This window comes from Chromobacterium sp. INPA-IVC, assembly GCF_059047085.1.
On record NZ_JBTNLS010000007.1, the window covers coordinates 18304 to 43102 of the forward strand.

The following is a 24799-nucleotide window of genomic DNA, read 5'->3' on the forward strand; positions in this document are numbered from 1 at the left end:
CGCCGCGCTCGGCTAGCCCCCCGCGTCCGAGCGCTGATCCTCGCCCCGCAAATTTCCGCGCGCGCGCTCCAGCGCCTGTTCCGGGGTCCGGTCGCCCGCCCCGGCCAGGCACAGGCCGGCCCGCAGCTCGAGGTAGGCGCCGTCAGGCAGACCGGCCTCGATCAAGCCGGCGCTCAACCGCTCGCGGATCCGCGCCAGCACCACCTGCGCCTCGGCCTCGCCGGTTTCGGGCAGCAACAGGCCGAACTCCTGCGGCGACAGGCGGCCGGCGACATCGCTTTCCCGGATCGCGGCGGCGATGGACTGGGCGGCGATGCGCATCAGCATCTGGCTCACCAGCTGGCCGTAGGATTTGCTCAGCCGGCACAGGTCGTCCGCCTCCAGCAGCACCGCGGCCAGCGGCTTGCCCTGGCGCAAGGCCAGCTGCATGCATTTGGCTCCGACGTCGAAGAACATCTGGCGGTTGAACAGGCTGGAGGCCTCGTCCGACACCACGATGCGGTACAAGGCCTCGCTGCGGATATGGCGCGCGGTGGTGTCCTGCTGCAGCGCGGCGAAATGGCTGAGTTCGCCGCTCTCGTCGAACAGCGGCAGCAGATGCAAGCGGGCCCAGTATGGGGTGCCGGAGCGGTGGTAATTGAGCAGCTCCACCGTGGTCTGCCTGCCGTCGCGCAGCGCGGCGCTCAGCTGCAGCAGCGCGGCGGGATCGGTCAGCGGCCCCTGCAGCACGCGCGGCGAGCGCCCCAGCAACTCGCTGGCGTCGTAGCCGCTCATCCGGCACATCGCCGGATTGACGTAGACGATGATGGGGCCCGGCGGCTGCAGCGGCGCCACCTCGGTCACCATCACCGCGTCATGGGCGTGGTCGACTATCTGGCGGAACAGATTGAGTTGGAATGGCATGGCGGCGGCCCGCGTCGATTGGCGTCATGCTTTATTGATAGCAGCGCTGACCGGCTCCGGCATCGCGCCGGCTTGTTTATATTATGAGAATCATCTGAACTGCCGGGAGACGGCATGCGCTATCCGGATTCGCACAAGGCCCAGACCCGCCGGCGCATCGTGGCGATGGCCGCGCTGCGCTTTCGCGCCGAAGGACTGGCCGGCGTCGGCATCGCCAACCTGATGGCCGACCTGGGCCTGACCCATGGCGGCTTCTACGCCCATTTCTCCGGCAAGGACGAACTGGTGGCCGCCGCCTGCGGCGAAGCGCAGAGGCAGATGGCGGAACAATGGCGGCCGCTGCTGGAAAACAGCGCGGACGGCGGCTGCCTGGCCGCGCTGGCCGACCACTACCTGAGCCCCGCCCACCGCGACTTTCCCGACTCGGGCTGCGCGGCGGCGGCGCTGGCGGGCGAGATCGCGCGCCAGGACGCCGGCGTGCGCCGGGCGTTCGCCGCCGGCCTCGGCCCGCTGCTGGCGCAGTTGGAAGACGCCAGGCGCCGGGACGGCGCGGGGCCGGCGCCCGAGGCCAGCCTGGCGATGATGGTGGGGGCGCTGCTGCTGGCGCGGGCGGTGCCCGACGCCGAACTGTCGCAGCGGTTTCTGGACGAGGCGCGCGCCGCGCTGCGCGCTCAGGGCGAATAGGCGCGCGGCTGCAAACAGGCTTCGCGGGTTTCCTGCAGCAAGCGGTCGAAGTCGCCGCTGTCCTGCAAGACCTTCAGGCCGCGGTTGAAACGCTCCACCAGTTCCTTGCCCTGCGCGTGCTTGCGCCAGATCACCACGTGCAGCGGCGCCGACCAGAACGAGCGGCTCTGCGCCTCCAGCTGCGCGCCCTGGGCCGGCGGGAAATGGTGGGCGATCAGGTAACGGCCCACTTCCATATCGATGGGGAACAGATCGATGCGGCCGGCCAGCAGCTTGCGCAGATTGACCAGGTCGTCCGGCGCGCTGTCCACCGCCAAGATCCCGTTCTTGGCCTGGGCGTCGAAATCGTCGGAATAGTAGTTGCCGACGGTGATGCCGACGCGGGCGCCCTTGAGCTCGGCCCAGCGGCTCCAGTCCAGCTTGTGGCTCTTGCGCTGGTAGAACACCATGCGCGCCGACAACACCGGCAAGGTGTACAGCAGGTCGCGTTTGCGCTCCGCGGTCGGCGCCCAGCCGAAGCTGCCGTCTACCTGGCCGTTGCGGGCCGACTGCAGCGTACGGTTGTTGGGGTAATAGCGGAAGGCGACATCGACGCCGCCGCGGGCGAAGGCTTCCTTCACCAGCCGCGACAGAATGCCGTCGTAAGGCAGCTCCTGGCCCATGTACGGCGGCCATTCCTGATTGGAGAGCGTGATTTTGAGGCGTTGGGCAGCCTCAACCGGAGCCGCCAGCAGCGCGGCCCAGCTCAGGATACCCAGCGCCAAGCCGTGGTATCGCATCGTATTCCCGATCTTGCAAAATGCCCGGAGCCGTCCTTGTTTTATATGCTGCGGACAGTCTCCAGGCGAGCATAACCGTCAATGCGATATGCATCAATGCGAACCTTTTCGGTGCAATTCACACCGAGGCCGGTTTAGCGGCCTTTCGGCGGGCTGAACAGCGCGGGCTTCGGCGAGGACGGCTTGGCGGCGCGACCGCCCTGGCCGGTGCCCTGACCCTGGCGCGGACCGCCATTGCGGCCATGGCCGGCCGGCTTGCTTTCGGTCTGGTGGCGCGGCTTGGCCGGCGCGTTGCGCGACTGGCCCTGCCCCTGGCCGCGGTGTTGGCCTTGCCCCTGGCCGCCTCGACCACCCTGGCCTTGTCCGCGGCCGCGGGCGCCGCCGCCCATCGGAATCGGCTCCGGCTTGACGTTGAGATCGGCCTCGAAGCCCGGCACGGTGAAGCGCTCGATCGACATCTTGATCAGCTTCTCGATGTCGCGCAGGAAGCTGAACTCGTCGACGCACACCAGCGACAGCGCCTCGCCCGGCGTGCCGGCGCGGCCGGTGCGGCCGATGCGGTGCACATAGTCTTCCGACACGTTGGGCAGTTCGAAGTTGACCACGTGCGGCAGCTGGTCGATGTCCAGGCCGCGCGCGGCGATGTCGGTGGCCACCAGCACTTGCAGCTCGCCGCTCTTGAAGTCGGCCAGCGCGCGGGTGCGCGCGTTCTGGCTCTTGTTGCCGTGGATGGCCGCGGCCGGAATGCCGATCTTGTCCAGCTTCTCCGCCAGGCGGTTGGCGCCGTGCTTGGTGCGGGTGAACACCAGCACCTGGAACCAATTCTGCTCGCGGATGAGGTGGATCAACAGATCGGTCTTTTTGTCGCGGTCAACCAGGTGTACCTTCTGGGTCACCAGTTCGTTGGTGGTGTTGCGGCGCGCCACTTCCACTAGTTTGGGGTTGTCCAGCAGCTTGTCGGCCAGCGCCTTGATTTCGTCGGAGAAGGTGGCCGAGAACAACAGGTTCTGACGCTTGGCCGGCAGCTTGGCCAGCACCTTCTTGATGTCGTGGATGAAGCCCATGTCCAGCATGCGGTCGGCTTCGTCCAGCACCAGGATCTCGACGCCGGACAGGTCGACGGTCTTTTGGCCGACGTGGTCCAGCAGGCGGCCCGGCGTCGCCACCAGGATGTCCACCGGCGAGCGCAGCGCCTTGATCTGCGGATTGATGTTGACGCCGCCGAACATCACCAGCGACTTCAACGGCAGGTATTTGCTGTAAGTGCGCACCGACTCTTCCACCTGGGCGGCCAGCTCGCGGGTGGGGGTCAGCACCAGCGCGCGCGGACGGCCGGCATGGTGGCTGGGGGAGCGCATCAGCAGTTGCAGCAGCGGCAGCGTGAAGCCTGCGGTCTTGCCGGTGCCGGTCTGGGCCGCGGCCAGCAGATCGCCGCCTTGCAGCACCTGCGGAATCGCCTGGGCTTGAATCGGAGTGGGCGTGGTATAACCGGTATCGGCGACAGCGCGCAGCAAAGGGTCGGCCAGGCCTAGGTCGGCGAAGGTAAGATCGGACATAATATGCTCCTGCGACGGCCTATCGCAGAACTGCGACCAATCCAGGCTGACGGGAAAAGAAGTTGAACTCGGATGAGAAAGGCGCGCGGGACTGGCACTCGCGCGAAGCGTCGCAGTTTACAGCCAATCGCCGGCATTGGGAACTCGCCGCCGCGAAAGGCCGCAGGAAGCCGATGACGCCGCAGCGGACGGCAAACCGGCTCGCTATAATACGTTGTATTCAAGGATAGATTATGCCCGTAGCCCCATCTCGGCTGATAGGCTTGTTTTTGCTGCTGCCCACGCTGGCCCTGGCCGCCAAGGGCGGCCATGCCCATGCCGGCGGAGAAGGCGTCCCGCCGGCGGCGCCAGCCGCGCCCGCCGCCGTCCTGCCGCCGGTGGCCACCGATTTCCACTGCGACCAGCCCGCCAATATGGTGGAGAGCATGGTATGCCAGGACGATGGCCTGACCCGGCTGGACAACCGGCTGGAGAAGGTTTACGCCCAGGCGCTGAGCCAGGCCGAGCAAAGCCGCAGCGGCGCGCAAGCCAAGCTGATCGCCGAACAGAAGCGCTGGGTGAAAGGCCTGAAGGACTGCATGAAGGACGAGGATCCCCACATGTGCCTGGGCGACACCTACATCCTGCGCATCACCCAGCTGCAAGCCACCTGGAACCTGGCCCAATCGCTGACGCCGCTGCGCTACCTGTGCCGCGGCCAGCCCGGCGCCACCATCCTCGCCACCTTCTACCGCACCCACCCCGCCACCGCCAAGCTGGAGCGCGGCAGCGCGCTGGTGATCGTGCACCAGGGACTCAGCGGCAGCGGCTCGCGCTATCAGGGCCAGGGCGTCGAGTTCTGGATCAAGGGCCGCGACGCCAGCGTCAACTGGCGCGGCGAATCGCTGGAATGCACCAGCCAGCCCTCGCCTTGACGCCGGCCGGCGGTTAGAATCGGACGCCCTGCCGCAATGTCGCGCCGGGCGAACCCGATTCAGCGAAGACTCCCATGGCCCTGACCGCCACCATATACAAAGCCACTCTGACGCTGTCCGACATGGACCGCGGCTATTACGCCACCCATCCGCTGACGCTGGCCCAGCATCCGTCGGAAACGCTGGAACGGATGATGCTGCGCATCGCCGCCTTCGCGCTCAACGCCAGCGAAACGCTGGCCTTCACCCGCGGCCTGTGCGCCGACGACGAGCCGGAGTTGTGGCAGAAGAATTACGCCGACGAGATCGAGCTGTGGGTGGACCTGGGCGAACCGGACGAGAAGCGGCTGAAGAAAGCATGCTCCCGCTCCGAACGCGTGGTGCTGTACAGCTACGGCGGCCGCGCCAGCGAAGTGTGGTGGGGACAGAACGAGGGCAAGCTCGCCCGCCTGGACAAGCTGGAAGTGTTCCGCATCGATTTCGACGCGCTGCAGTCGCTGGCCGCGCTCGCCACGCGCAGCATGCAGTTGACCGCCACCATCCAGGACGGCCAGCTGTGGCTCAGTTGCGGCGATCAGACCATCCTGCTGGAGCCGATGCGGCTGAAGTGACGCGCCAGCCAGCCGGCCAGCCGCTGCAGCAGACTGGGACGGGCAGGCTGGCAATGGCGGCCGGTTCTCATGCCCGCCAGCAGCCGGCGCTGGCGCAACGTCTGTCCGCCGTCTTTTCTCGCGGGCAGGCGGCTGAGGATCGCCACGCCGGATGCCTCGCGGCAGCTGCGGCGCAGCGGGGTTCTGACAGGTATGGCCATCCAATGTTTCTCCATGCGGCGGAATCACCCGTCCATGCTAGGCGGCCGCGGCTCAACTTCCGGCAAAAATCGCCCGCCTCCGCATAAACAAAACCTAAATTTCCATCCTGCGCTATGCTGTTCCACGTGAAACCCGCCAAGGAACAGCCGATGCTCGCCCTCCGCCCGGCCGATGCCGAAGACGCGCCCGCCATCGCCGCCCTGCATGCCGCCAGCTGGCGCGCGAGCTACCGCGGCATCCTGCCGGACGACTATCTGGACCAGCGCGCCGCTGACGAAAGGCTGGCCTTGTGGCGCGGCCGCTTCGAAGCCGCCTCTCCGCCCTGGGTGCGGCTGGCCTGCTGGGATGGCGAGCTGGTCGGCTTCGTCTGCCTGCTGCCGGAAGAAGCCCCCGAACTGGGCGTCTACCTGGACAATCTGCACGTGCTGCCCGGCCAGCAAGGGCGCGGCATCGGCCGCGCGCTGATGGCCGCCGCCGCGGCCGAAGCTTCGCGGATCGCGCCCGGCCGGCCGCTCTATCTATGGGTGTACGAGCGCAATGCCGACGCCTGCGCCGCCTACGGCAAGCTGGGCGGCGAAGCGATGGAGCGCCGCGAGGTGGACACCCCGGCCGGCACCCGCGCCGCCGCGCTGCGCTACAGCTGGGCCGATCCCGCGCGCCTCATCGCCGGCAAGGCTTGAGCGGCGGCAACACGCATCGCCGCCGCGGCCTTACAATATCCCCATGCCCACTCTCAAATACCTGCCGCATTACCCGTCCGCCCTGGTGCAACAGGCGCAGGCGCTGTTCGATTCCGGCGAGCTCGGCGCCCTGCTGCGCAGCAAGTACCCGGACGACCACGACGTGCAGACCGACAAGGCGCTGTACCAGTTCGTCTCCGCGCTGAAGCAGCGCCACCTGAAAAACGCGCCGCTGCCGGCCAAGGTGCTGTACGACAACCAGCAGCATCCGCTGAAGGGCACGCTGGGCACCAATACCACCATCTCCCGGGTGCAGGGAGGCCGGCTGAAGAGCAAGAGCGAGATCCGCATCGCGTCGCTGTTCCGCGAACTGCCGCTGCCCTTTCTGCAGATGATCGTCGTGCACGAGCTCGCCCACCTGAAAGTGCGCGATCACGACAAGGCCTTCTACCAGCTGTGCTGCCACATGCAGCCCGACTACCACCAGCTGGAGTTCGACCTGCGGCTGTGGCTGAACTGGCGCGAGCAACAGCGGGATTGAGCGGCCGCGCCATTTATGGCGCAAGAGAATAACAAAACAATTCCTTATTATTTTTCAAGCTATTCCGGCCGCGCTACAGTCAGACCATCGTCTCCTGCGAGTCCGCCATGTTCGCCACCCTGCAACCGTTCGACCTCATCATCCAGCCCGGCTGGAACAATTCCGGGCCGCGCCACTGGCAAAGCCACTGGCAGCGCCGGCTGGGCGCCCGGCGCGTCGACAACGCCGACTGGACCCATCCCCTGCTGGACGACTGGCTGGACGGCCTGGACGCGGCGCTGGACCGCTGCGTCAAGCCGGTGCTGGTGATCGCCCACAGCCTGGGCTGCATCGCGGTCGCCCACTACGCGCGCCAGCGCCCGGAGCGCATCGCCGGCGCGCTGCTGGTGGCGCCGGCCGACGTCGAACGCGCCTTCGTGCCCGCCGAGCTGATGAACTTCGCCCCGGTGCCGCGCCAAGCGCTGCCCTTCCCGGCCAAGATCGTCGCCAGCAGCAACGACCCGTTCTGCAAGACCGCCCGCGCCGCGCGGCTGGCCGGCTACTGGCAGGCGCCGATCACCTGGCTGCAGCATGCCGGCCACATCAATATCGACTCCGGACACCAGCAGTGGGAAGAAGGCTGGCCGCTGCTGCGCCAGCTGGCCTGGCGCGCGCAGCGCCATCTTGAGTCCAGGACAGTCGCAACCGCGACCGGATGAGCTAGACTGATACCAGTCCGACTCCCATGCCCAACCCGCCATGCCCGCCTCGCGCATTTCGTTTCTCAGCCTCGCCTTGCTCGCCAGCTCCGCTCCCGCCGCCGCCGCGAATCTGTCCCGAATCGGCATTTCGGTCGGCGCGCTGGACAACCCCTTCTACCAGGCGCTGGCGCGCGGCGCGGTGCAGGCCGCCCACCGGCTCAACCCTGCGGTGCGCGTCACCTCGCAATCGGCCAATTTCACGCTGGAACAGCAGCAGGAACAGCTGCGCCGGCTGATCGCGCAAAAAGTGGACCTGATCCTGCTGGGCGCGGTGGACAGCCGCGCGGTGGCGCCGCTGGTGCGCCAGGCGCGCGCCGCCGGCATCACCGTGGTGGCGGTGGATGTCGACGCCGCCGACGTCGACGGCACCGTGAAATCGGACAACCGCCAAGCCGGCGAGATCGTCTGCCGCTACCTGGCGCAGCGCCTGAACGGCCGCGGCACGCTGGTGGTCCAGGGCGGGCCGCCCATCACCTCGGTCAGCGACCGCGCCGCCGGCTGCCACGCCGCGCTGGCCGCCTTCCCCCACATCCACGCGGTCGACGACGGCATCAACGCCCAGGGCTCCAGCCTGGGCGGCCAGCGCGCGATGCAGCAGGCGCTGCTGCGCTGGCCCGATCTGGCCGCGGTGTTCACCATCAACGACCGCCAGGCGCTGGGCGCCGAGAAAGCCTTGCGAGCGGCCGGCCGCAAACAGACGCTGATCGGCTCGGTGGACGGCTCGCCCGACATCGAACGCGCGCTGAAGCTGTCCGGCCAGATCGTCGCCTCCGCCAGCCAGTCGCCGTACCTGATAGGCCGCGAAGCGGTGAAGCTGGGCGCCAGGCTGCGCGGCGGCGATGCCACCACCCGCCAGGTGACCGTGCCGGTGGGCCTGGTCACCCGCGACAACCTCTCCCGCTATCAGGGCTGGCAGGCGGCGATGCCGTCCGCCGCCCAGCCCTGACCGCATGGGCTTTGACCTGGGCACCGGCCGGTGTCACACTGCCGGCTCGACATCCATTACCCGATCAAAGGATTTGCCATGTTTGCTTCCCGCTCGATCAAGGCCGGCATCGCCGCCCTGCTGCTGACCATGCCGCTGCTGGCTCACGCCGATGCCGCCCAGGAAGCCGGAGCCAAGGAACTGGCCGCCACCCTGAATCTAGACAATATGCTGCCGGAACTGGCGCAGCGCACCTCCGCCAGCGCGCTGCCGCTGCTGCAGGAATACTTCGTCAAGAACAAGATTAAGCTGACCGAAGCCCAGCAGAAGAAAGCGCAAGCCGGCCTGAAGGGCTACGGCGACGGCATCCAGAAACTGGCCGCCGACTACTTCGGCTCCGCCGCGGTCAAGACCCAGTTCGAACAGACCGTGGTGAAGAACTTCAGCGCCCAGTTCACCGCCGACGACCTGAAACAGATCAACGCCTTCTACAAGACGCCGGCCGGCCAGAAGATGCTGAAGCAGCAGCCGCAAATCATCAACGGCATCGCCGGCGAAACGCTGAAGTCGGCCGAAAAGGCGCTGCTGCCGAAGATGCAGGCCTCCGCTGACGCCTACGGCAAGACCATCGCCAAAAAGTAATCCGTCCGCCTCAGGCCAAGCCGGCGCGCGCGCTCCCCCGCAGCGTCGGCTTGGCCTTGCTCATCCCGCCAGACTCATCGCGCGTTCCGCTCCCCAGGATCGCCCGACCGCTTCGCGCCCGCGCCGCCTCCGCCGTCTCCTTCGCCAACGCAAAAGCCACGCCACCGGCCACGCGCTATAACAATGGTATTCCTCTCTCGGAGCATGACCGCGATGCGCCAGTCCATCGCCCGCCGGCTATTGCCGGTGTTGTGGTCCTTCAGCTGCGCGGCGGCGCCGCAGACCGTGACCATCCTGACCGACAACAGCTATCCACCTTACTCGTACGAAACGGCCGGCCAGGCCCGAGGCATCTACAACGACATCCTGCGCGCCGCCTCCAGCCGCCTGCGCGGCTACCGGATAGAACTGCATCCGGTGCCGTGGAAACGCGGGTTGGCGGAACTGGAAGCCGGCCGCGCGCTGGCGCTGTCCCCGCCCTACTACCGACCCGGCGAGCGCCCCTTCATGCGCCCCTATTCGCTGCCCATGCTGCACGAAAAAGTGGTGGTCTATTGCCGCGTGCCGGTGATGAAGCAGCCGCGCCCTGCCTGGCCCAACGACTATCTGGGGCTGCGTTTCGGCAACAACGCCGGCTTCCGGCCCGGCGGCAATGCCTTCTGGGCGCTGGTCGACCTGGGGCGGATCGAACTGGAAGAGGCCCCGGACGTCCGCACCAATCTGCTGAAGCTGATCCGCGGCCACCTGGATTGCTACCAGAACGACAAGCTGGCGATAGACATGGAACTGGCGAAGCTGCAGCGCCAGGGCCTGTACCGCGACGGCCAGCTGGCCGAGGCGGCGACGGTATCGGAGGAGCAGGGTTATGTCGGCTTCACCGACCGCGACGACGGCCGCTTCCCGTACAAGCAGGACTTCATCCGCGAACTGAACCAGGCGCTGGCGGGCATGAAGCGCGACGGCACCGTCGACCGCATCGTCGGACACGCGCTGGACGCCGCGCGCGGCCAAGCGGCGTCGGCCAGTTTTTGACAGCCGGGAAAGCCCCGGCATAGCATGTGCTGTCGCCCTACCCGAAAGAATCAATGGAAAACCGCAAACTGGCGGTGCTGATAGACGCCGACAACGCCCAGTCCTCGCTGATCGCCGAGCTGCTGGCCGAGGTGGCCAAGTACGGCACAGCCATCGTCAAGCGCGCCTACGGCGACTGGACCACCACCCAGCTCAAGGGCTGGAAGGAAGTGCTGCACCAGTACGCGATCTCGCCTATCCAGCAGTTCGCCTACACCAAGGGCAAGAACTCCACCGACTCGGCGCTGATCATCGACGCGATGGACCTGCTCTACACCGGCAATTTCGATGGTTTTTGCCTGGTGTCGTCGGACAGCGACTTCACCCGCCTGGCCACCCGGCTGCGCGAAGGCGGCCTGACCGTGATCGGCCTGGGCGAGCAATCGAAGACGCCACGCCCCTTCATCGCCGCCTGCGACAAATTCGTGTTCACCGAGATTCTGCGCCCGGCGCCGCCGGCCAAACCCAAGCCTGAGACGACGGCAACGGCGGACAAGCCCAAAACCCGCAACAGCCGCTCGCGCGCCAAAGCCGCGCCGCCCAGGGAAAAACACCCGTTGCAGGACATGTTCACCTCGGCGATCGAAGCGGTGGCGCGCGACAGCGGCTGGGCCGAACTGTCGGCCGTCGGCTCCTATCTCGCCAAGAACGACCCCTCGTTCGACCCGCGCAACTGGGGCCACGGCCGCCTGTCGCAGATGGTGAAGAAACTGGACTTCCTGACGGTGCAGGAGAGCCGGAACGGCTCCAAGCTGCACAGCGAGATCCGGCTGCGCCACGATGGCGAGCCCGCCCTCGTCGAGCCGGCGGCGCCCGTCGAAGCGCCGCCCCCGCCCGAGGAAAGCGCCGCGCCGCCGCGCAAAAAGCGCAGCCCGCGCAAGAAAATCGCTCCCGCCGGTTAATACTGGTACGTTAATTGCTCAGGCCATGACTCAAGGCCCCGAACGACCTCAAGCAAGGACAGAACATGCAGATTCGTGAAGCCACTCTTGAAGACCTGGCCGCGATACTCGACATCTACAACGAAGTGATCGCCACCACCACCGCCGTCTACAACGACGATCCGCTGACGCCGGGGGAATTCGCCATCTGGTTCCAGGACCGCGCCGCCGCCGGCTACCCGGTGCTGCTGGCGGAGGACGAGAGCGGCCGCGCGCTGGGCTTTTCCAGCTTCGGCGATTTCCGCGCCCGCCCCGGCTACCGCTTCACCGTCGAACACAGCGTGCACCTGACCGCCGACGCCCGCGGCAAGGGCATAGGCACCGCGCTGGTGCAGGCGCTGTTCCCCCACGCCCAGGCATTGGGCAAGCACACCATGGTGGGCGCGGTTGACGCCGACAACGAAGGGTCGATCCGCTTCCACGAAAAGCTGGGCTTCGTCCAGGTCGGCCGCCTGCCCCAGGTCGGCTTCAAGTTCGGCCGCTGGCTGGATCTGGTCTACCTGCAGCGCTTCGTCGACAAAGCCAGCAGCGGCCCCGCGCCGGACGCCTGACGCTTACTCGTCCTGGTACAAGGCCCTGCCGCCCAGCCGGCGGCTTATCCTGGCCGCCAGCCAAGCGGCCAGCGCCACCGGCGGCAGCATCGCGTAGGCGCCGGTCAGCTCCATCAGCATCAGCGCCGCCAGCACCGGCGCCCGCGCGGTGGCCGCCAGGAAGGCGGCCATGCCCACCAGGGCCGCGCCGCCCGCCGGCAACCAGCCCGGCAGCAGCAAGTTCAACAATTGGCCGGCCAACGCGCCGCCGGCCGCGCCGGCGAACAGCATCGGCGTGAAGATCCCGCCCACCGCGCCGGAGCCGCTGGTGGCCGCGGTGGCGGCCAGCTTGCACACCAACAGCGTCAACACCAGCTGCCAGCCGGGATCGCTGACCAGCAGCCACGACACCGTGCTGTAGCCATTGCCCCACATCTGCGGCCAGAACCAGGCCAAACCGCCCACCACCGCGCCGCCCAGGGCCATCCGCCATGGCAAGCGCAGTTTCAATCGGCCCAATGCGCGGCGTCCCAGCTCCATCGCGCCCATGAACAGCGGCGAAGCGGCGCCCAGCAACAGGGCCAGCAGACAGTAGCCGGCCAGGGCCAGATGGCCGGGAGCGGCCAAGGGAGCGGGTTGGTATAGCGGGGAGAGGCCGAACAGGCGGTCGACGGTGAGGCTGGCGGTCAGCGCTGCCAGCAGCAGCAGCGGCAGCGCGCGCCAGTCCAGCCGCCGCCACACCACCTCGCAGACGAAGACGACCGCGGCCAGCGGCGCATGATAGGCGGCGGCCCAGCCGGCGGCGATGCCGCAGGCCACCAGCAGGCGGCGGCGCGGCAAGCCTAGGGCCGAAAGCCGGGCCAGCAACGAGCCGCCCAGCGCGGCCAGCGCCACCATCGCGCCTTCGCGGCCGATGGAGCCGCCGCTGGCCACCGTGCACAGCGAGGAGAGGCTGTTGACCAGGGTGCGGCGCAAACTGAGACGGCCGTCGCCGACCCGCACCGCCTCCAGGTAATCGCCTTCGGCGGCGCCGCGCAGCAGATGCCGCCCCTGCTCCAACACCAGTCCGGCCAGCAGGCCGCCCAGCGCAGGCGCCAGCGCGCGCTGCCAGGGCGCCAATTGCCGCGCGATCTCCACCAGGCTGCCGCTGCGTCCGCTCAGCGCCTGCTCGATCGCATGCAATGCGAATTGGAAGCCGAGCACCAGCAAGGCCCCCAATGCGCCGCATGCGGCAGCCAACGGCAAATTCAGGACAAAAGCATGACGATGCCACCATGGCTTCATCGTTCGATCGCCTCCTGGGACCTCGGGCGCGGCCCGTTCCCGCGCACTTGCTTGTCGCGAGTCGCAATAAATGAAAAGCGCCGCGGTCTCCCGCGGCGCTTTCCCTATTTTTACTACCACTGTCGAATGCAGTGTTTTCTTGATATTTCTCTATCTCATCCTTTGTACGACTCAGCGCACCTCTGCAACAATATCCCTACTGAACACCTTTTCGCAATACTTGCACTTCATTTTTGTGTCATGCCCCAGTGTTTTTACGTAGAAGACGCTCTTCACCGGCTCATTATGCGAAATGCAATTGGAATTAGGGCAGGAGAAAATGCCTTCCACCGCATCAGGCAGGGTCAATTTATGCTTTTTTACAACTTCGAAGTTATCGATGACGTTCACTGTCGCTTTCGGTGCGAATAACGCCAGTTCATTGGCCTGCTCCTCGGTCAAGGCCACATTTTCCACCTTGATCAGATCCTTGCTGCCCATGTGGCGGCTGACCAGGTTGAGGCCGACGGTGACGCGCTCGCCGGTTTCGGTCAGCTTGAACAGGCGCAGGATCTTGACGCCTTCGCCGGCCGGGATGTGGTCGATCACGGTGCCTTGCTTCAGCGCTTCCACGGTGCGGGTGTATTGCATGGTCTTTGTCCTTTGCTTGCCTGATTACACGGTTTCGTTCAACACCAGCGACAGCAGCGCCTGGCGCGCGTAGACGCCGTTCTTCGCCTGCTCGAAGTAGTAGGCGTGCGGCGTGGCGTCCACGTCCACCGCGATCTCGTCGACACGCGGCAGCGGATGCAGCACCTTCATGCCCGGGCGGGCGTTCTTCAGCATGTCGGCGCGCAACGCGTACTGGCCCTGGATCTTCCGGAACTCGGCCTCGTCGAAACGCTCGCGCTGCACCCGGGTCATGTACAGCACGTCCACCTCGGGAATCACTTCCTCCAGGCTGGCCGCCACCGTGTACGAAATGCCCTTCTCGTCCAGCTCCTCGCAAATGTAGTCCGGCATCGCCAGCACTTCCGGCGACACGAAGTAGAAGCGCGCGCCGAACAGCGACAAGGCCTGCGCCAGCGAATGCACGGTGCGGCCGTACTTCAGGTCGCCGGCGAAGGCGACGGTCAGGCCGTCCAGCCGGCCCTGGGTCTCGCGGATGGAGAACAGGTCGAGCAGGGTCTGGGTGGGATGCTGGTTGGAACCATCGCCGCCGTTGATCACCGGCACCGCCGAGAACTCGCTGGCCAAGCGCGCCGCGCCCTCTTTCGGATGGCGCATCACCACCGCGTCGGTGTAGGAGCTGATGATCTTGATCGAGTCGGCCAGCGTCTCGCCCTTCTTGGCGCTGGTGTTGCCGCCGTCGGCGAAGCCGATGATGTTGCCGCCCAGGCGCTGCACCGCAGTCTCGAACGACAAGCGGGTGCGAGTGGACGGTTCGAAGAAGCAGCTGGCCACCAGCTTGTCCCGCAACAGGTCGCCGCGCGGGTTTTGCTTGAGGCGAGCGGCGGTGTCCACCACCAGTTCCAGTTCCTCGCGGCTGAAGTCGGGTATGGAGATGATGTGTTTCCGGTACAGTGGATTGGCCATGGTCGCTTTCCTCGTGTTGGCGGTTGCGGGCGAAAAAAAAGCCCCTGTCGTCAGGGGCTTTTTTTCGTGAATGCGGGAATGTCGGGAACGGCAGCGCCTCGCAGCAACGCCGCCGCGCCGCCCGCTAGGGTGTCGCTGATGCCGCTTCGCTGCCGTGCTGCTTGTCTCATTACATCCGTTCCGAACAAAACTGCGGGAATATATCCCATGATCGCCGCCTTCGGCAAGTCCCCGCCCCCGGAATGAGGCGGCGGCAATCGCCTGCGCCGGGCATCCTGCGGCCAGGTTCTTGCAAATCCGCCCGCTCCGGCTGATGCTGAAAAAAAGACGCCTTGTCCGCCAGGGCGCCGGCCCGATCCGTCGCCCCGCGACGATTTGCTGAATTCCACTCCGCGGCAGCAGGCCGCCAAGCGCCATGATCAAGTGCATTGATGTCAGCGAGCTAAAAGTCGGCATGTACATCCACGACCTGAACTGCGACTGGATGTCCCACCCTTTTCTGATCAACCGCTTCAAGGTGAAGGACGACAGCGAGATCCAGAAAATCGCCGACGCCGGCATCCACGAAGTCTACATCGACACCCGCAAGGGCCTGGACCTGCCCTCCGCCCGCAGCGAAGGCGAAGTGCGCAAACAACTGGAAAGCGAGCTGCGCGAAATAGCCTCCCGCGAGAGCACGGTGGTCCGCCGCGTGGAGGCGGCCGAGGAGTTCGGCCGCGCCCGCAGCATCCACGACGAGGCCAACCAGATCGTCCGCGACATCCTGCAGGACGTGCGGCTGGGCAAGCAGGTGGAGCTGGAGCAGGTGGAGCCGCAAGTGGAAAAACTGACCGAATCCATTCTGCGCAACGGCGGCGCGCTGCTGTCGCTGTGCCGGATCAAGGACAAGGACAATTACACCTTCCAGCATTCGGTCAGCGTCGGCGCGCTGATGGTCAGCTTCTGCAACGGCCTGGGCATGAGCAAGGAAGTGATACACCACGCCGGCATCGGCGGCATGCTGCACGACATCGGCAAGATGAGAGTGCCCAACGAAATCCTGAACAAGCCGGGCAAGCTGACCGAGCAGGAATTCCAGGTGATGAAGTGCCACGTGGTGGAAAGCCAGAAGATCCTGCACGCCACCCGCGGCATCTCGGAAACCGCGGTGCTGGTGGCCGGCCAGCATCACGAGCGCCACGACGGCAGCGGCTATCCGGCCGGACTGAAGGGGGAGCAGATTTCGCAGCTGGGACAGATGGCGGCCATCGTCGACGTCTACGACGCGCTCACCTCCGAACGCTGTTACCACCAGGGCATGTCGCCGACCGACGCGTTGCGCAAGATCTACGAATGGTCGAAATTCCATTTCAACCCGGAACTGGTGCAAGCCTTCATGCGGGTGATCGGCATCTATCCGATCGGCACGCTGGTGCGGCTGGAAAGCGGCCGGCTGGGCGTGGTGATCGAGCAGAACGACAACAATCTGGTCTCGCCCAAGGTGAAGGTGTTTTTCAGCACCAAGAGCAATACCCACATCGCGCCGGAAATCGTCGACCTGTCGCGCAAGATGGGCTTCGGCGGCGGCGACCGCATCGTCAAGCACGAGTCGCCGGAGAAATGGCACATCGACCCGCTGCGTTTCCTGTAGGGCGCATCGCCCCGAGGCGACACGCCGCAGGGACGGCGCACCGCGTTTCCAATCAAGCACCCATCACTCGCCCACGACGGCATGGGTGGTGCGTCGCCCCGTTTGGTGACGCACCCTACGACCGTCTCCCGATACCGTCCGCATCGCCGCCGCCTCGGTACGCACAACGCACGGCCCCACCCGTAGGGTGCGTCACCCCGCAGGGGCGACGCACCGCAAGAACGACGCGCCGCATCTCCAATCAAGCACCTGTCACCCGCCCACGACGGCATGACCGGCGCCTCGCCGGAATGGCGCGCCCTAGCGGTAATCCCCCCACACCGCCTGCATCGCCGCCACCGCCGCCAGCGCCGCGGTCTCGGTGCGCAGGATGCGCGGCCCCAGCTTCAGCGGCGTCCAGCCGGCCGCCAGCGCCGCGTCTTCCTCCTGCGCGGAAAAACCGCCCTCCGGTCCCGCCATCAGCCAGCTGCGCGCCGGCCTATCGGCCAGTTGGGCCAGGCTCTTGTCGCCGCGCGGAGACAGGATCAGCCGGATATCGGCCTCCTGGCGCTGCGCCAGCCACTCGTTCAGCGTCAGGATGGGCAGCACTTGCGGCACCGTGTTGCGGCCGCTCTGCTCGCAGGCGGAGATCACGATCTCCTGCCAGCGCGCGACGCGCTTGTCGGCGCGCTCGCCGCTGAGCTTGACCACCGAGCGGCCGGCGGCGATGGGCTGGAACACCGACACCCCCATCTCCACGCCCTTCTGCAGCGTGAACTCCATCTTGTCGCCGCCGGAAATGCCCTGCGCTAAGCCCAGCCACAGCGGGGTTTCACGTGAAACGTCGTCGAAGCGCTCGACCACGCATTGCGCGTCGCGCTTCATCACCGCACAGAGCGCGGCCTGGTACTCGCCGCCGCGGCCGTTGAACAGCGTGATGGGGTCGCCGGCGTTCAGCCGCAATACTTGGATATGACGCACCACAGCATCGGGCAGGGACAGCTGCTGGCCGACCGCGAAGTCGGCGTCGAGATAAAACCTTGGCATCGGATATTGAAAGTCGCTGTTGATACCGGTATTTTGCTAGGTTTGCTCCATTCGGCAAACCGCTTTCGCGCGGAAACCACGCAGGGAGAAAAGGATGCAGGTGCTAGAACAGGTGATGCAGCTGGTACGCGACGTGGCCGCCCGCGAGGTGATGCCGCGCTTTTTGCGCGTCGGCAAGAGCCGCAAGGACGACGGCACCCTGTTCACCGAGGCCGATCTCGCCTGCCAGGAAGAACTGCAGCGGCGCCTGCCCGCCATCCTGCCCCATCCGGTGCTGGGCGAGGAAATGGAGCGCGACGAACAAGACGCGCTGTGGGCGGCCAACCGCGACGGACTGTGGGTGGTGGACCCGATAGACGGCACCACCAATTTCGTCAACGGCCTGCCCTATTTCGCGATCTCGGTCGGCCTGATGGTGGACGGCAGAAGCGAGCTGGGCGTGATCTACAACCCGGTGTCGGACGAGATGTTCTACGCCCGCCGCGGCCAGGGCGCCTGGCTGAACGGCCATCGGCTGCCGCTGAAAACCATCAATAACTGCATGGGCGACGCCATCGCCAGCGTCGAAGTCAAATACCTGCACTCCGGCAAGCTCGCCGCCCGCATCGGCAGCGTGGCGCCGTGCGGCAGCCAGCGCAATATGGGTTCCAGCACGCTGGACTGGTGCTTCCTGGCCGCCGGCCGCTACGACCTCTACCTGCACGGCGGCCAGCGGCTGTGGGACTACGCCGCCGGCGCCGTCATCGCCGAAGAGGCCGGCGCCCGCCTGGCCAGCCTCAACACCGACGACTACTGGACCGACGTGGTGTGGAAACGCTCGGTGATCGGCGCGATCACGCCGGAACTGTTCTCGCAATGGCACCGCTGGGTGCGCGCCAACCAATAGCCTCCTCGCCATGGACGCATGCCGCGCGCGCCGGCCCCGACATCGCGCGCGCAACCTCCTCCCGGCCGCCATGAAACAGCCGCCTCCCCCACTCCCAAGCTCGGCCCGCCTCCAGGCAGGCCGATGCGCGCCGGCGCTGACGACATGACCACGACCATCCTCGCCATCTTTCTCATCGTCTATCTCGGCATGATTCTCGGCGGCCTGCCGTTCCTGCAGCTTGACCGGACCGGCGTCGCGCTGCTCGGCGCGATCGCGCTGATCGGCGTCAACGCGCTGAGCCTCGAGCAAGCGGTGGCTGCCATGCATCTGCCCACGCTGATATTGCTGTTCGCCTTCATGGTGATATCGGCGCAGATGCGCCTCGGCGGCTTCTACGACTGGGTGACCCGCAAATTGGCGACCCTGTCGCTCGGCCCCGCCGGACTCTTGGCGGCGCTTACCGTCGTCAGCGCGGCGCTGTCGGCGGTGTTCAGCAACGACATCGTCTGCCTGGCCGTCGCCCCGGTCTTGATCGACGCCTGCAGGCAGCGCCGGCTGGACCCAGTCCCGTTCCTGCTGGCGCTGGCCTGCGCCTCCAACATCGGCTCGGCCGCGACGCTGATCGGCAACCCGCAGAACATGCTGATCGGCCAGACGCTGCGCCTGGACTTCGGCGGCTATTTCCTGGCCGCCGCCATTCCGGTGGGATTCGGGCTGCTGGCATGTTGGGGGCTGATCGTCAGGCAGACCGGCGGCCGCTGGCTGGATGCCGGCCCCGCCGAGCCCGCCGCCGAGCCGCCGCGCGAAGACACGCCTTTCGATGGCTGGCAAACCGCGAAAGGCCTCGTCATCGCCGCGGCGCTGCTGGCGGCGTTCCTGGCGGCGCCGTGGCCCAGGGAACACATGGCGCTCATCGGCGCGGGCATCTTGCTGATGAGCCGCCAGCTGCATTCCCGCAAGATGCTGGGGCTGGTCGACTGGGAGCTGCTGGTTCTGTTCATGAGTCTGTTCGTCGTCAACCATGCGCTGCAGCGCACCGGGATCCCCGCGGATGCCGTCGCCGGCCTGGCCGCGCTCGGCGTGCGGCTGGAGCAGCCGGGCCCCTTGTTCGCCGCCACCTTCCTGCTGTCCAACATCGTCTCCAACGTCCCGGCGGTGATGCTGCTGTTGCCCGTCGCCCATCACGAGACGAGCGGCCTGCTGTTGGCGCTGGTCAGCACGCTGTCGGGCAATCTGCTGATTGTGGGCAGCATCGCCAACATCATCGTCGTCGATGCCGCCGCCAGGCGCGGCGTCGCCATCGACTGGAAACGCCACGCCCGCGTCGGCGTGCCGATCACCCTGGCGACCCTGGCCGTCTCCGGCGCCTATCTGGCGCTGCGGTTCCAGCTCGGCTTCTGAGCCCGGCCGCGCGGCATTCGAATACGGCGGGAACCCGCCCTCATCCGCGAAACGACGGCGACAAAAAACCGCATGCCGGCAAGGCATGCGGTTGGCTGATAGCCTCAACTCCGGCGGCTCAACGTCTGCGCGCCTGCGCCGACAGGTTCAGGTTCTGCTGGCGCAGGAAGTCGGCCACCATCTGGCCCAGCAGCACGTGGGTGTGCGTGGTCGGGTGCAGATTGTCCCAGAACACGTAGGCGTCGGCGTTGGTGCACTCCGGCCGCGGCGTCTGCGACGAGATGTAGGGCAGGCTGGCGTTGGCCGCCACGTTCAGGCAGGGCTGGGTGGTGTTGCTCACCTGGTACTTGGCCGGATTCGTCAGCAGGTCGTTGAACATGCCGTAAGCGTCGAACAGGCTGAGCTTGAGCGCCGCGCCGTGCTTCTGCTTCAGATTGGCCACCAGCGTCGCCAGCTTGGCGTTGTAGTCCTTCACCTGCTGCGCCAGCTGCGCCGCCTTGCCGCCGGCCGAGCCGGACGGCGTGCGCGACAGGTCGGGCAGCGTCAGCACCACGATATTGCGGCCGCCGGCGGCGATGATCTTGTCCAGCGCCTTGCCCTGGTCGGCGATCACCTGATCGACGGCGCGGCCGTAGTTGAGCAGGTCGTTGCCGCCGATCAACATCGTGAACAGCGTGTTTTCCGGACGATAGCCCGGCGCCTTCTGCATGTACTGGGTCCAGGAGTCCACCTGCTGCAACAGGCCCGGCACCACCAGGTGGCTGTCGGCGGCGGAACCGCCTATCGCCCAGTTGTAGAACGGCAGCTTCAATTGGTCGGCCAGATGCTCGACCCAGACCCGGCCGTTGCTGAAGCGGCCGACGTACCAGCTGCTGGCCACCGGCAGCCGCCATTGCGAGGCGCCGTACATGTTCTGGGTATCGGACAGGCTGTCGCCGAACACCACCATGCGGTTGATCGCGTTGCCCTGGCTGGCGCTGTCCAGCGTCCAGATGGTGTGGTTGTACGACATCACGTTGTTGGCGGCGGCGAACAACGCCAGCGGACGGTTGACGCCCTGCTTGGCCAGCGTCTGCTGGCACACCGAACGCAGCGTGTCCTGGCTGGTGTCGCTGTAGAACATGTTCTTCAGCGCGACGAAGCTGCCCGACCACCAGTAGCCGTTGACGCGATAGTAGTCGCCGCTGGATGGATCGGTGGCCCACACGTAGTCAGTCTGCGGCTGGTTGGCCGCCGGACTCTTGCGGTAATAGCAACGCAGATAAGTGTAGGTGGCGCTGCCGGGCTGCGGCTTGGCCTGGCCCGAGGCGGCGCGCGCCTCGCTGCCGGACAAGGGCTTGCCAGCGGAGATCACGCCGTCCAGCTCGTCGCTGGGAGGCTGTTCGGACTGGGCCTGCGCCTGAGCGCAGGCCAGCATGCCCGCCAGCAGGGACAGAACGATGGTTTGTTTCATGTATTCACCCGATACCTTGTTTGTTATGTGTGGAATGCCCGTCGTTTTCATCCGGTCGCGGCTAAGGCTCCACGCCGGCCGGGGCTTCCTGTCAAACAGAATATCAGCCGTTTACATTTAAAATAAAGTGTTAATTTTAAACAATTAAACTGACTTCACGCTTAGTTGTCTTGGCTCAAACTATGCAAAAAGCCGCGACTGGGTCGCGGCTTTTTTGCTTGATAATGCGTCTCAAACGCTAAGCAAAACGATCTTCAGCGGGGGTTTGCCGTCAATGCTGGGAAAGTCTTCGTCGGGGACGATCCACTCGGCGGCGCGCACTTCGCGGCCGGCCTTGGCGGCGCTTCGCTTCAAACTCTCCAGCCAGGCGTCGCCGTCCACTTCTGCAACATTATTGCAACAAACCAGCATTCCGCCCGGCGCGGTGGCCAGCAGAGCGGGCTTGAACAGCGCCTGGTAATCGTTGACCAGGTCCACCACGCCGAACGGGCTCTTGGAGTAGCGCGGCGGGTCGAGGAACACCAGATCGAACTGGCGCGGCTCCAGCTTGGGGAAGGGAGGCATCTTCTTGCCGCGCACGCGGTCCGGCTGGCCGATGCCGGACAGCTGGCGCACGGCGGCGAAGACGTCGCTGTGCAGGCAGCGCGGCCGGGAGGCCAGCAGGTTCAGCTTGGCGTTGGCGCGGCCGACGCTGAGGCTGGATTCGGCGAAATCCACGTTCAGCACGAAGCTGGCGCCGGCCTTGGCCGCCGCCACACCCACGCCGCAGGTGTAGGCGAACAGGTTGAGCACGCTCTTGCCCTCGGCCAGCTGCATCACGCGGCGGCGCGCGGCGCGCAGGTCGAGGAACAACCAGGGGTCCTGGCCCTTGTGGCGCGCCTGGTAATGGAAGGCGACCCCGTTCTCGCGGATGGCCACGTCCTGCTGGGCCACCGCCTGCTCGGCCAGCGATAGCGCGTTGCTCACGCGCGAGTTGGCGTCGCTGCGGTCGTTGTACACCAGCGCCAGCTCCGGCAGCGCTTCGCGGTAATGGGCGCGGATTTCCTCCAGCTCGGCGTCGGTCAGCGGCTTATGAAAGGTCTGCGCCAGGATCTGCTCGCCGTAGCGGTCGATGGCGAGGCCGGGCATGCCCTCCACGCTGCCGTGGAACAGGCGGTAACAGTTGGTGTCTTCGGCGGCCAGGCGCTCGATCAGCGCGGCGCGCGCCGCGTCGGCGCGGCGGAGGAGTTCGGTCAGGGTGGACATGGGGGCTTTCGATTACAGTTCGGCCGGGCCGCGGGACAACCCGCGGCCGGATCAAAACCGAATTGTAAGCCCTGGCGGACGGCGCGCCAAACGCCGTCCGTCCGCGCGTCAGCGCGCCTTGCTCAACATCGGCATCGCGCCGGATGAGCCGAGGAAGTCGGCCACCGCGTTGCCCAGCAGCAAATGGGTGTGGGTGGTCGGGTGCAGCGTGTCCCAGAACACGAAGCTGTCGGCGTTGGCGCAATTGGCGCGCGGCGACTGGGTCTGCATGTAGTTCAGCGCCGAATCGGCGTTGATGTTCAGGCAGGACTGGGTGGTGTTGCTGACCTGGTACTTGCCCGGATTGTTCAGCAAGTCATTGAACATCGCATAGCTGTCGAACACCTGGATGTTGACGCCGTACTGCTGGCGCAGCGAGGCCGCCAAGGCGTCCAGCTTCTGGTTCAGGTCCTTCACCTGCGCCGCCACGGTGGCCGAGCCATCCTTGTACTGGTACACCGGCGCGCGCGACACGTCGGGCAGCTTCAGCAGCAGGATGTTGCGGGCACCGGCGTTGATCAGATTGGTCAGCGCCTGCTGCTGGCCGGCGATCACCTTGTCCGGCGTGCTGCCGTAGTTGACCAGGTCGTTGCCGCCTATCCACATCGTGAACAGCGTGGTGGCCGGATTGTAGTTGGGCGCCTGCTTCATGTAGTCCTGCCAGGACTGCACCTGCTGCACCACGCCCGGGATCACCAGCTTCTGCGTCGACACGCCGGCGCCGCCGATCGCCCAGTTGTACATCGGCAGCTTCAACCGGCTGGCCAGGTATTCCACCCACACCGGGCCGTTGCTGAAGTGGCCGATATACCAGCTGTTGCGGTTGGGCAGCGTCCATTGCGAGGCGTTATAGACGTTCTGGTTGTCGGACAGGCTGTCGCCGAAGGCGATGATCTTGTTGATGCCGCTGCCCTGTCCGGCCTTGTCGTTGGTCCACACCGTGTAATTGAACGACATCGCATTGTCGGCGGCGAACACCATCGCCGGCTGCGACGGCCTGCCCTTCTTGGCCAGCGTCTGCTGGCAGACGGAGCGCAGCGCGTCCTGCGTCACGTCGCTGTAGAACATGTTCTTCCAGTCGAAGATGCTGCTGGACCACCAGTTACCGTTCAAGCGGTAGTAGTCGCCGCTGGACGGGTCGAGCGCCCACTCGTAATCGGTGCCCGGCTGAGTGTTGGCGCTGCCGGTGCGGTAGAAACAGCGCACATAGGTGTAGGTGGCGGGTCCCGGCACCGACATCGCGGAGATACGCGCGGCGGCCTGTTGCTTGGGCAAGCCGCGCTTCAACAGCTCGGCGCGGCTCAGCGGGCCGGACGACGACAGCACATGGGCATAGCGCGCATCCGGCGCGCCGTCGTCATTGCCGGCCCAGGCCAGCGAGGAAAGGGTCAGTCCCAGCAGCAACCATGACTTCATTCGCACTCCTCCTTGGATTTTCGTGTGTGGATCGCGCCGGTCTAGCAACGCGTCATTACACAGTACGGAGGAAAGATGAAAATTGCATGATTGTAATCATTGCGTTACGACAAATTTAGATCAAACGCTCGAATGATGTCTCATCATCGCCAGCGCAACATGACATCCGGCTCAGCCTCCGCCAGCCGGCGCGTATGCCATAGTGAAGGGATCGCCACTCATGCCGCGAGGAAGCCATGCAAGCCAGCCGCGAACTGCTGAAAACCTTGTACACGATGGCCATGCTGGTGGAGGCGCGCGACGCCTACACCGGCGGCCACTTGTGGCGCGTGTCGCGTTACAGCCATCTGCTGGCTTCCGACTTGCAGCTGCCCCAGGCCGAGGTGGAAAGGATCGCGCTGGGGGGTTTTCTGCACGATCTGGGCAAGGTTGGCGTGCCGGACGCGGTGCTGAACAAGCCAGGCAAACTCAGCGACGAGGAATACGAGGTGATCAAGACCCACCCCCAAGTCGGCGCGGAACTGCTGAAAGACCACCCATTGGCCGAGCTGGTGATCGACGCGGTGCTGCGCCACCATGAAACCCCGGACGGCAACGGCTACCCCGGCCGACTGTCCGGCAAGGCCATCCCGCTGGTCGCCCGCATCGTCGGCATCGCCGACGCCTTCGACGCGATGACCAGCACCCGGCCCTACCGCCAAGGCATGCCGGTGCCGCAGGCGCTGGCCATCCTGCGCGACAACCTGGGCCGCCAGTTCGACGCCGAACTGGGCGCGCGCTTCATCCAGCTGGGCGAGACGGGCCGGCTGGACCACGTTCTGGGACACAGCGAGCCCGGCGTGCCGATGCAGCGCTGCGCGGCCTGCGGACCCATCATCGCGGTGCCGGCGGCGGCAGCCGATGGCGACGAATTGTTCTGCCCGGCCTGCGCCGGCGGCTACCGCCTCAGCCGCCGAGACGACGCGCTGGCGCTCGCGCCCACCGGCGCGAATGACCCCGTGCGCGCCCGCCGGCCACGCGCCGACAGCGCGCTGATCGACCGGCTGCTGGCCGACAGCGGCCGCCTGCGCGCGCGCGGCAAGCCCGGGCTGCTGGATCTGCTGTTCGGCTGAGCCAACCGATCAGGTCACTGCGCTTGCCGTTA

Annotated in this window: 26 protein-coding genes; 15 read left to right on the forward strand and 11 right to left on the reverse strand. The window is 66.4% G+C overall.

The window, feature by feature from the left end:
* Window positions 1–12: 12 nt before the first annotated feature.
* On the reverse strand, window positions 13–903 hold the full coding sequence (locus tag ACX17K_RS13815) for a sensor domain-containing diguanylate cyclase (RefSeq protein ID WP_493775245.1): 891 nt from the start codon (window positions 901–903) through the stop codon (window positions 13–15).
* A 114-nt stretch (window positions 904–1017) separates the two neighbouring features.
* On the opposite strand from ACX17K_RS13815, the gene ACX17K_RS13820 reads away from it, so the two are divergent.
* Window positions 1018–1587, forward strand: coding sequence for a TetR/AcrR family transcriptional regulator (locus ACX17K_RS13820; RefSeq protein ID WP_231160981.1), 570 nt, complete (start codon window positions 1018–1020; stop codon window positions 1585–1587).
* Here the strand turns inward: ACX17K_RS13820 and ACX17K_RS13825 are convergent.
* A complete protein-coding gene (locus ACX17K_RS13825) occupies window positions 1575–2366 on the reverse strand; it encodes a substrate-binding periplasmic protein (RefSeq protein WP_493775246.1) in 792 nt (263 codons plus the stop codon). The genes ACX17K_RS13820 and ACX17K_RS13825 overlap by 13 nt on opposite strands.
* A 134-nt stretch (window positions 2367–2500) precedes the next feature.
* Window positions 2501–3922, reverse strand: coding sequence for a DEAD/DEAH box helicase (locus ACX17K_RS13830; protein WP_493775247.1), 1422 nt, complete (start codon window positions 3920–3922; stop codon window positions 2501–2503).
* A gap of 233 nt (window positions 3923–4155) precedes the next feature.
* On the opposite strand from ACX17K_RS13830, the gene ACX17K_RS13835 reads away from it, so the two are divergent.
* Both ACX17K_RS13835 and ACX17K_RS13840 read left to right on the forward strand, forming a co-directional pair.
* Window positions 4156–4836 (forward strand): MliC family protein, encoded by a 681-nt coding sequence (locus ACX17K_RS13835; protein ID WP_493775248.1) that lies wholly within the window; start codon window positions 4156–4158, stop codon window positions 4834–4836.
* 74 nt (window positions 4837–4910) lie between these two features.
* Window positions 4911–5447: a YaeQ family protein gene (locus ACX17K_RS13840; protein WP_021475672.1), complete on the forward strand. Its 537-nt coding sequence runs from the start codon at window positions 4911–4913 to the stop codon at window positions 5445–5447.
* Here the strand turns inward: ACX17K_RS13840 and ACX17K_RS13845 are convergent.
* A complete protein-coding gene (locus tag ACX17K_RS13845; RefSeq protein ID WP_493775249.1) occupies window positions 5411–5647 on the reverse strand; it encodes a hypothetical protein in 237 nt (78 codons plus the stop codon). The genes ACX17K_RS13840 and ACX17K_RS13845 overlap by 37 nt on opposite strands.
* 150 nt (window positions 5648–5797) lie before the next feature.
* Between ACX17K_RS13845 and ACX17K_RS13850 the strand changes: the two genes are divergently transcribed.
* From ACX17K_RS13850 to ACX17K_RS13885, 8 genes are all read left to right on the forward strand, one after another.
* Window positions 5798–6328, forward strand: a complete 531-nt coding sequence (locus ACX17K_RS13850; RefSeq protein ID WP_493775250.1) for a GNAT family N-acetyltransferase — start codon at window positions 5798–5800, stop codon at window positions 6326–6328.
* A gap of 43 nt (window positions 6329–6371) precedes the next feature.
* Window positions 6372–6869: a YgjP-like metallopeptidase domain-containing protein gene (locus tag ACX17K_RS13855; RefSeq protein WP_493775251.1), complete on the forward strand. Its 498-nt coding sequence runs from the start codon at window positions 6372–6374 to the stop codon at window positions 6867–6869.
* A gap of 107 nt (window positions 6870–6976) precedes the next feature.
* Window positions 6977–7567: an alpha/beta hydrolase gene (locus ACX17K_RS13860; RefSeq protein ID WP_493775252.1), complete on the forward strand. Its 591-nt coding sequence runs from the start codon at window positions 6977–6979 to the stop codon at window positions 7565–7567.
* A 40-nt stretch (window positions 7568–7607) separates the two neighbouring features.
* Window positions 7608–8555: a substrate-binding domain-containing protein gene (locus tag ACX17K_RS13865; protein WP_493775253.1), complete on the forward strand. Its 948-nt coding sequence runs from the start codon at window positions 7608–7610 to the stop codon at window positions 8553–8555.
* A 78-nt stretch (window positions 8556–8633) separates the two neighbouring features.
* Window positions 8634–9176 carry a DUF2059 domain-containing protein gene (locus ACX17K_RS13870; RefSeq protein WP_493775254.1) on the forward strand — a complete coding sequence of 181 codons (543 nt, stop codon included), beginning with the start codon at window positions 8634–8636 and terminating at the stop codon, window positions 9174–9176.
* A 213-nt stretch (window positions 9177–9389) separates the two neighbouring features.
* Window positions 9390–10208: a substrate-binding periplasmic protein gene (locus tag ACX17K_RS13875; protein WP_493775255.1), complete on the forward strand. Its 819-nt coding sequence runs from the start codon at window positions 9390–9392 to the stop codon at window positions 10206–10208.
* A gap of 53 nt (window positions 10209–10261) precedes the next feature.
* On the forward strand, window positions 10262–11149 hold the full coding sequence (locus ACX17K_RS13880; RefSeq protein ID WP_493775256.1) for an NYN domain-containing protein: 888 nt from the start codon (window positions 10262–10264) through the stop codon (window positions 11147–11149).
* Between the two features lie 65 nt (window positions 11150–11214).
* A complete protein-coding gene (locus tag ACX17K_RS13885) occupies window positions 11215–11739 on the forward strand; it encodes a GNAT family N-acetyltransferase (RefSeq protein WP_493775257.1) in 525 nt (174 codons plus the stop codon).
* Between the two features lie 3 nt (window positions 11740–11742).
* Here the strand turns inward: ACX17K_RS13885 and ACX17K_RS13890 are convergent, their stop codons facing one another.
* From ACX17K_RS13890 to pyrB, 3 genes are all read right to left on the reverse strand, one after another.
* The gene (locus tag ACX17K_RS13890; RefSeq protein WP_493775258.1) at window positions 11743–12957 is read right to left on the reverse strand and encodes a chloride channel protein; all 1215 of its coding nucleotides are present in this window, start codon (window positions 12955–12957) and stop codon (window positions 11743–11745) included.
* A 216-nt stretch (window positions 12958–13173) separates the two neighbouring features.
* Window positions 13174–13632: an aspartate carbamoyltransferase regulatory subunit gene (gene pyrI / locus ACX17K_RS13895; protein ID WP_021477474.1), complete on the reverse strand. Its 459-nt coding sequence runs from the start codon at window positions 13630–13632 to the stop codon at window positions 13174–13176.
* 24 nt (window positions 13633–13656) lie between these two features.
* Window positions 13657–14577 carry an aspartate carbamoyltransferase gene (gene pyrB, locus ACX17K_RS13900; protein WP_493775259.1) on the reverse strand — a complete coding sequence of 307 codons (921 nt, stop codon included), beginning with the start codon at window positions 14575–14577 and terminating at the stop codon, window positions 13657–13659.
* A gap of 415 nt (window positions 14578–14992) precedes the next feature.
* On the opposite strand from pyrB, the gene ACX17K_RS13905 reads away from it, so the two are divergent.
* Window positions 14993–16207, forward strand: coding sequence for an HD-GYP domain-containing protein (locus ACX17K_RS13905; RefSeq protein ID WP_021477471.1), 1215 nt, complete (start codon window positions 14993–14995; stop codon window positions 16205–16207).
* Between the two features lie 300 nt (window positions 16208–16507).
* On the opposite strand, the gene ACX17K_RS13910 is transcribed toward ACX17K_RS13905, so the two are convergent.
* Window positions 16508–17233: a 16S rRNA (uracil(1498)-N(3))-methyltransferase gene (locus tag ACX17K_RS13910; protein WP_493775260.1), complete on the reverse strand. Its 726-nt coding sequence runs from the start codon at window positions 17231–17233 to the stop codon at window positions 16508–16510.
* 94 nt (window positions 17234–17327) lie between these two features.
* Here ACX17K_RS13910 and ACX17K_RS13915 point away from each other — a divergent pair, with 94 nt between their 5' ends.
* A complete protein-coding gene (locus ACX17K_RS13915; RefSeq protein WP_493775261.1) occupies window positions 17328–18119 on the forward strand; it encodes an inositol monophosphatase family protein in 792 nt (263 codons plus the stop codon).
* A 144-nt stretch (window positions 18120–18263) separates the two neighbouring features.
* Window positions 18264–19502 (forward strand): anion transporter, encoded by a 1239-nt coding sequence (locus tag ACX17K_RS13920; protein WP_493775262.1) that lies wholly within the window; start codon window positions 18264–18266, stop codon window positions 19500–19502.
* 118 nt (window positions 19503–19620) lie between these two features.
* On the opposite strand, the gene ACX17K_RS13925 is transcribed toward ACX17K_RS13920, so the two are convergent.
* The 3 genes from ACX17K_RS13925 to ACX17K_RS13935 all read right to left on the reverse strand — a co-directional run bounded on the left by ACX17K_RS13925 (window position 19621) and on the right by ACX17K_RS13935 (window position 23655).
* Window positions 19621–20955 (reverse strand): SGNH/GDSL hydrolase family protein, encoded by a 1335-nt coding sequence (locus ACX17K_RS13925; RefSeq protein WP_493775263.1) that lies wholly within the window; start codon window positions 20953–20955, stop codon window positions 19621–19623.
* A 231-nt stretch (window positions 20956–21186) separates the two neighbouring features.
* On the reverse strand, window positions 21187–22200 hold the full coding sequence (locus ACX17K_RS13930; RefSeq protein WP_493775264.1) for a class I SAM-dependent rRNA methyltransferase: 1014 nt from the start codon (window positions 22198–22200) through the stop codon (window positions 21187–21189).
* A gap of 108 nt (window positions 22201–22308) precedes the next feature.
* Entirely contained in the window at window positions 22309–23655 is a 1347-nt protein-coding gene (locus ACX17K_RS13935) for an SGNH/GDSL hydrolase family protein (RefSeq protein WP_493775265.1), read from the reverse strand.
* A 236-nt stretch (window positions 23656–23891) separates the two neighbouring features.
* On the opposite strand from ACX17K_RS13935, the gene ACX17K_RS13940 reads away from it, so the two are divergent.
* Window positions 23892–24767 carry an HD-GYP domain-containing protein gene (locus ACX17K_RS13940; protein ID WP_493775266.1) on the forward strand — a complete coding sequence of 292 codons (876 nt, stop codon included), beginning with the start codon at window positions 23892–23894 and terminating at the stop codon, window positions 24765–24767.
* The last annotated feature ends 32 nt before the right edge of the window (window positions 24768–24799 follow it).

What these genes read in the sequence shown, in the direction of transcription:
- ACX17K_RS13815 (WP_493775245.1), bottom strand. Translation starts at nt 903, where the DNA reads ATGCCATTCCAACTCAATCTGTTCCGCCAGATAGTCGACCACGCCCAT.
- ACX17K_RS13820 (WP_231160981.1), top strand. Translation starts at nt 1,018, where the DNA reads ATGCGCTATCCGGATTCGCACAAGGCCCAGACCCGCCGGCGCATCGTG.
- ACX17K_RS13825 (WP_493775246.1), bottom strand. Translation starts at nt 2,366, where the DNA reads ATGCGATACCACGGCTTGGCGCTGGGTATCCTGAGCTGGGCCGCGCTG.
- ACX17K_RS13830 (WP_493775247.1), bottom strand. Translation starts at nt 3,922, where the DNA reads ATGTCCGATCTTACCTTCGCCGACCTAGGCCTGGCCGACCCTTTGCTG.
- ACX17K_RS13835 (WP_493775248.1), top strand. Translation starts at nt 4,156, where the DNA reads ATGCCCGTAGCCCCATCTCGGCTGATAGGCTTGTTTTTGCTGCTGCCC.
- ACX17K_RS13840 (WP_021475672.1), top strand. Translation starts at nt 4,911, where the DNA reads ATGGCCCTGACCGCCACCATATACAAAGCCACTCTGACGCTGTCCGAC.
- ACX17K_RS13845 (WP_493775249.1), bottom strand. Translation starts at nt 5,647, where the DNA reads ATGGCCATACCTGTCAGAACCCCGCTGCGCCGCAGCTGCCGCGAGGCA.
- ACX17K_RS13850 (WP_493775250.1), top strand. Translation starts at nt 5,798, where the DNA reads ATGCTCGCCCTCCGCCCGGCCGATGCCGAAGACGCGCCCGCCATCGCC.
- ACX17K_RS13855 (WP_493775251.1), top strand. Translation starts at nt 6,372, where the DNA reads ATGCCCACTCTCAAATACCTGCCGCATTACCCGTCCGCCCTGGTGCAA.
- ACX17K_RS13860 (WP_493775252.1), top strand. Translation starts at nt 6,977, where the DNA reads ATGTTCGCCACCCTGCAACCGTTCGACCTCATCATCCAGCCCGGCTGG.
- ACX17K_RS13865 (WP_493775253.1), top strand. Translation starts at nt 7,608, where the DNA reads ATGCCCGCCTCGCGCATTTCGTTTCTCAGCCTCGCCTTGCTCGCCAGC.
- ACX17K_RS13870 (WP_493775254.1), top strand. Translation starts at nt 8,634, where the DNA reads ATGTTTGCTTCCCGCTCGATCAAGGCCGGCATCGCCGCCCTGCTGCTG.
- ACX17K_RS13875 (WP_493775255.1), top strand. Translation starts at nt 9,390, where the DNA reads ATGCGCCAGTCCATCGCCCGCCGGCTATTGCCGGTGTTGTGGTCCTTC.
- ACX17K_RS13880 (WP_493775256.1), top strand. Translation starts at nt 10,262, where the DNA reads ATGGAAAACCGCAAACTGGCGGTGCTGATAGACGCCGACAACGCCCAG.
- ACX17K_RS13885 (WP_493775257.1), top strand. Translation starts at nt 11,215, where the DNA reads ATGCAGATTCGTGAAGCCACTCTTGAAGACCTGGCCGCGATACTCGAC.
- pyrI (WP_021477474.1), bottom strand. Translation starts at nt 13,632, where the DNA reads ATGCAATACACCCGCACCGTGGAAGCGCTGAAGCAAGGCACCGTGATC.
- pyrB (WP_493775259.1), bottom strand. Translation starts at nt 14,577, where the DNA reads ATGGCCAATCCACTGTACCGGAAACACATCATCTCCATACCCGACTTC.
- ACX17K_RS13905 (WP_021477471.1), top strand. Translation starts at nt 14,993, where the DNA reads ATGATCAAGTGCATTGATGTCAGCGAGCTAAAAGTCGGCATGTACATC.
- ACX17K_RS13910 (WP_493775260.1), bottom strand. Translation starts at nt 17,233, where the DNA reads ATGCCAAGGTTTTATCTCGACGCCGACTTCGCGGTCGGCCAGCAGCTG.
- ACX17K_RS13915 (WP_493775261.1), top strand. Translation starts at nt 17,328, where the DNA reads ATGCAGGTGCTAGAACAGGTGATGCAGCTGGTACGCGACGTGGCCGCC.
- ACX17K_RS13920 (WP_493775262.1), top strand. Translation starts at nt 18,264, where the DNA reads ATGACCACGACCATCCTCGCCATCTTTCTCATCGTCTATCTCGGCATG.
- ACX17K_RS13925 (WP_493775263.1), bottom strand. Translation starts at nt 20,955, where the DNA reads ATGAAACAAACCATCGTTCTGTCCCTGCTGGCGGGCATGCTGGCCTGC.
- ACX17K_RS13930 (WP_493775264.1), bottom strand. Translation starts at nt 22,200, where the DNA reads ATGTCCACCCTGACCGAACTCCTCCGCCGCGCCGACGCGGCGCGCGCC.
- ACX17K_RS13935 (WP_493775265.1), bottom strand. Translation starts at nt 23,655, where the DNA reads ATGAAGTCATGGTTGCTGCTGGGACTGACCCTTTCCTCGCTGGCCTGG.
- ACX17K_RS13940 (WP_493775266.1), top strand. Translation starts at nt 23,892, where the DNA reads ATGCAAGCCAGCCGCGAACTGCTGAAAACCTTGTACACGATGGCCATG.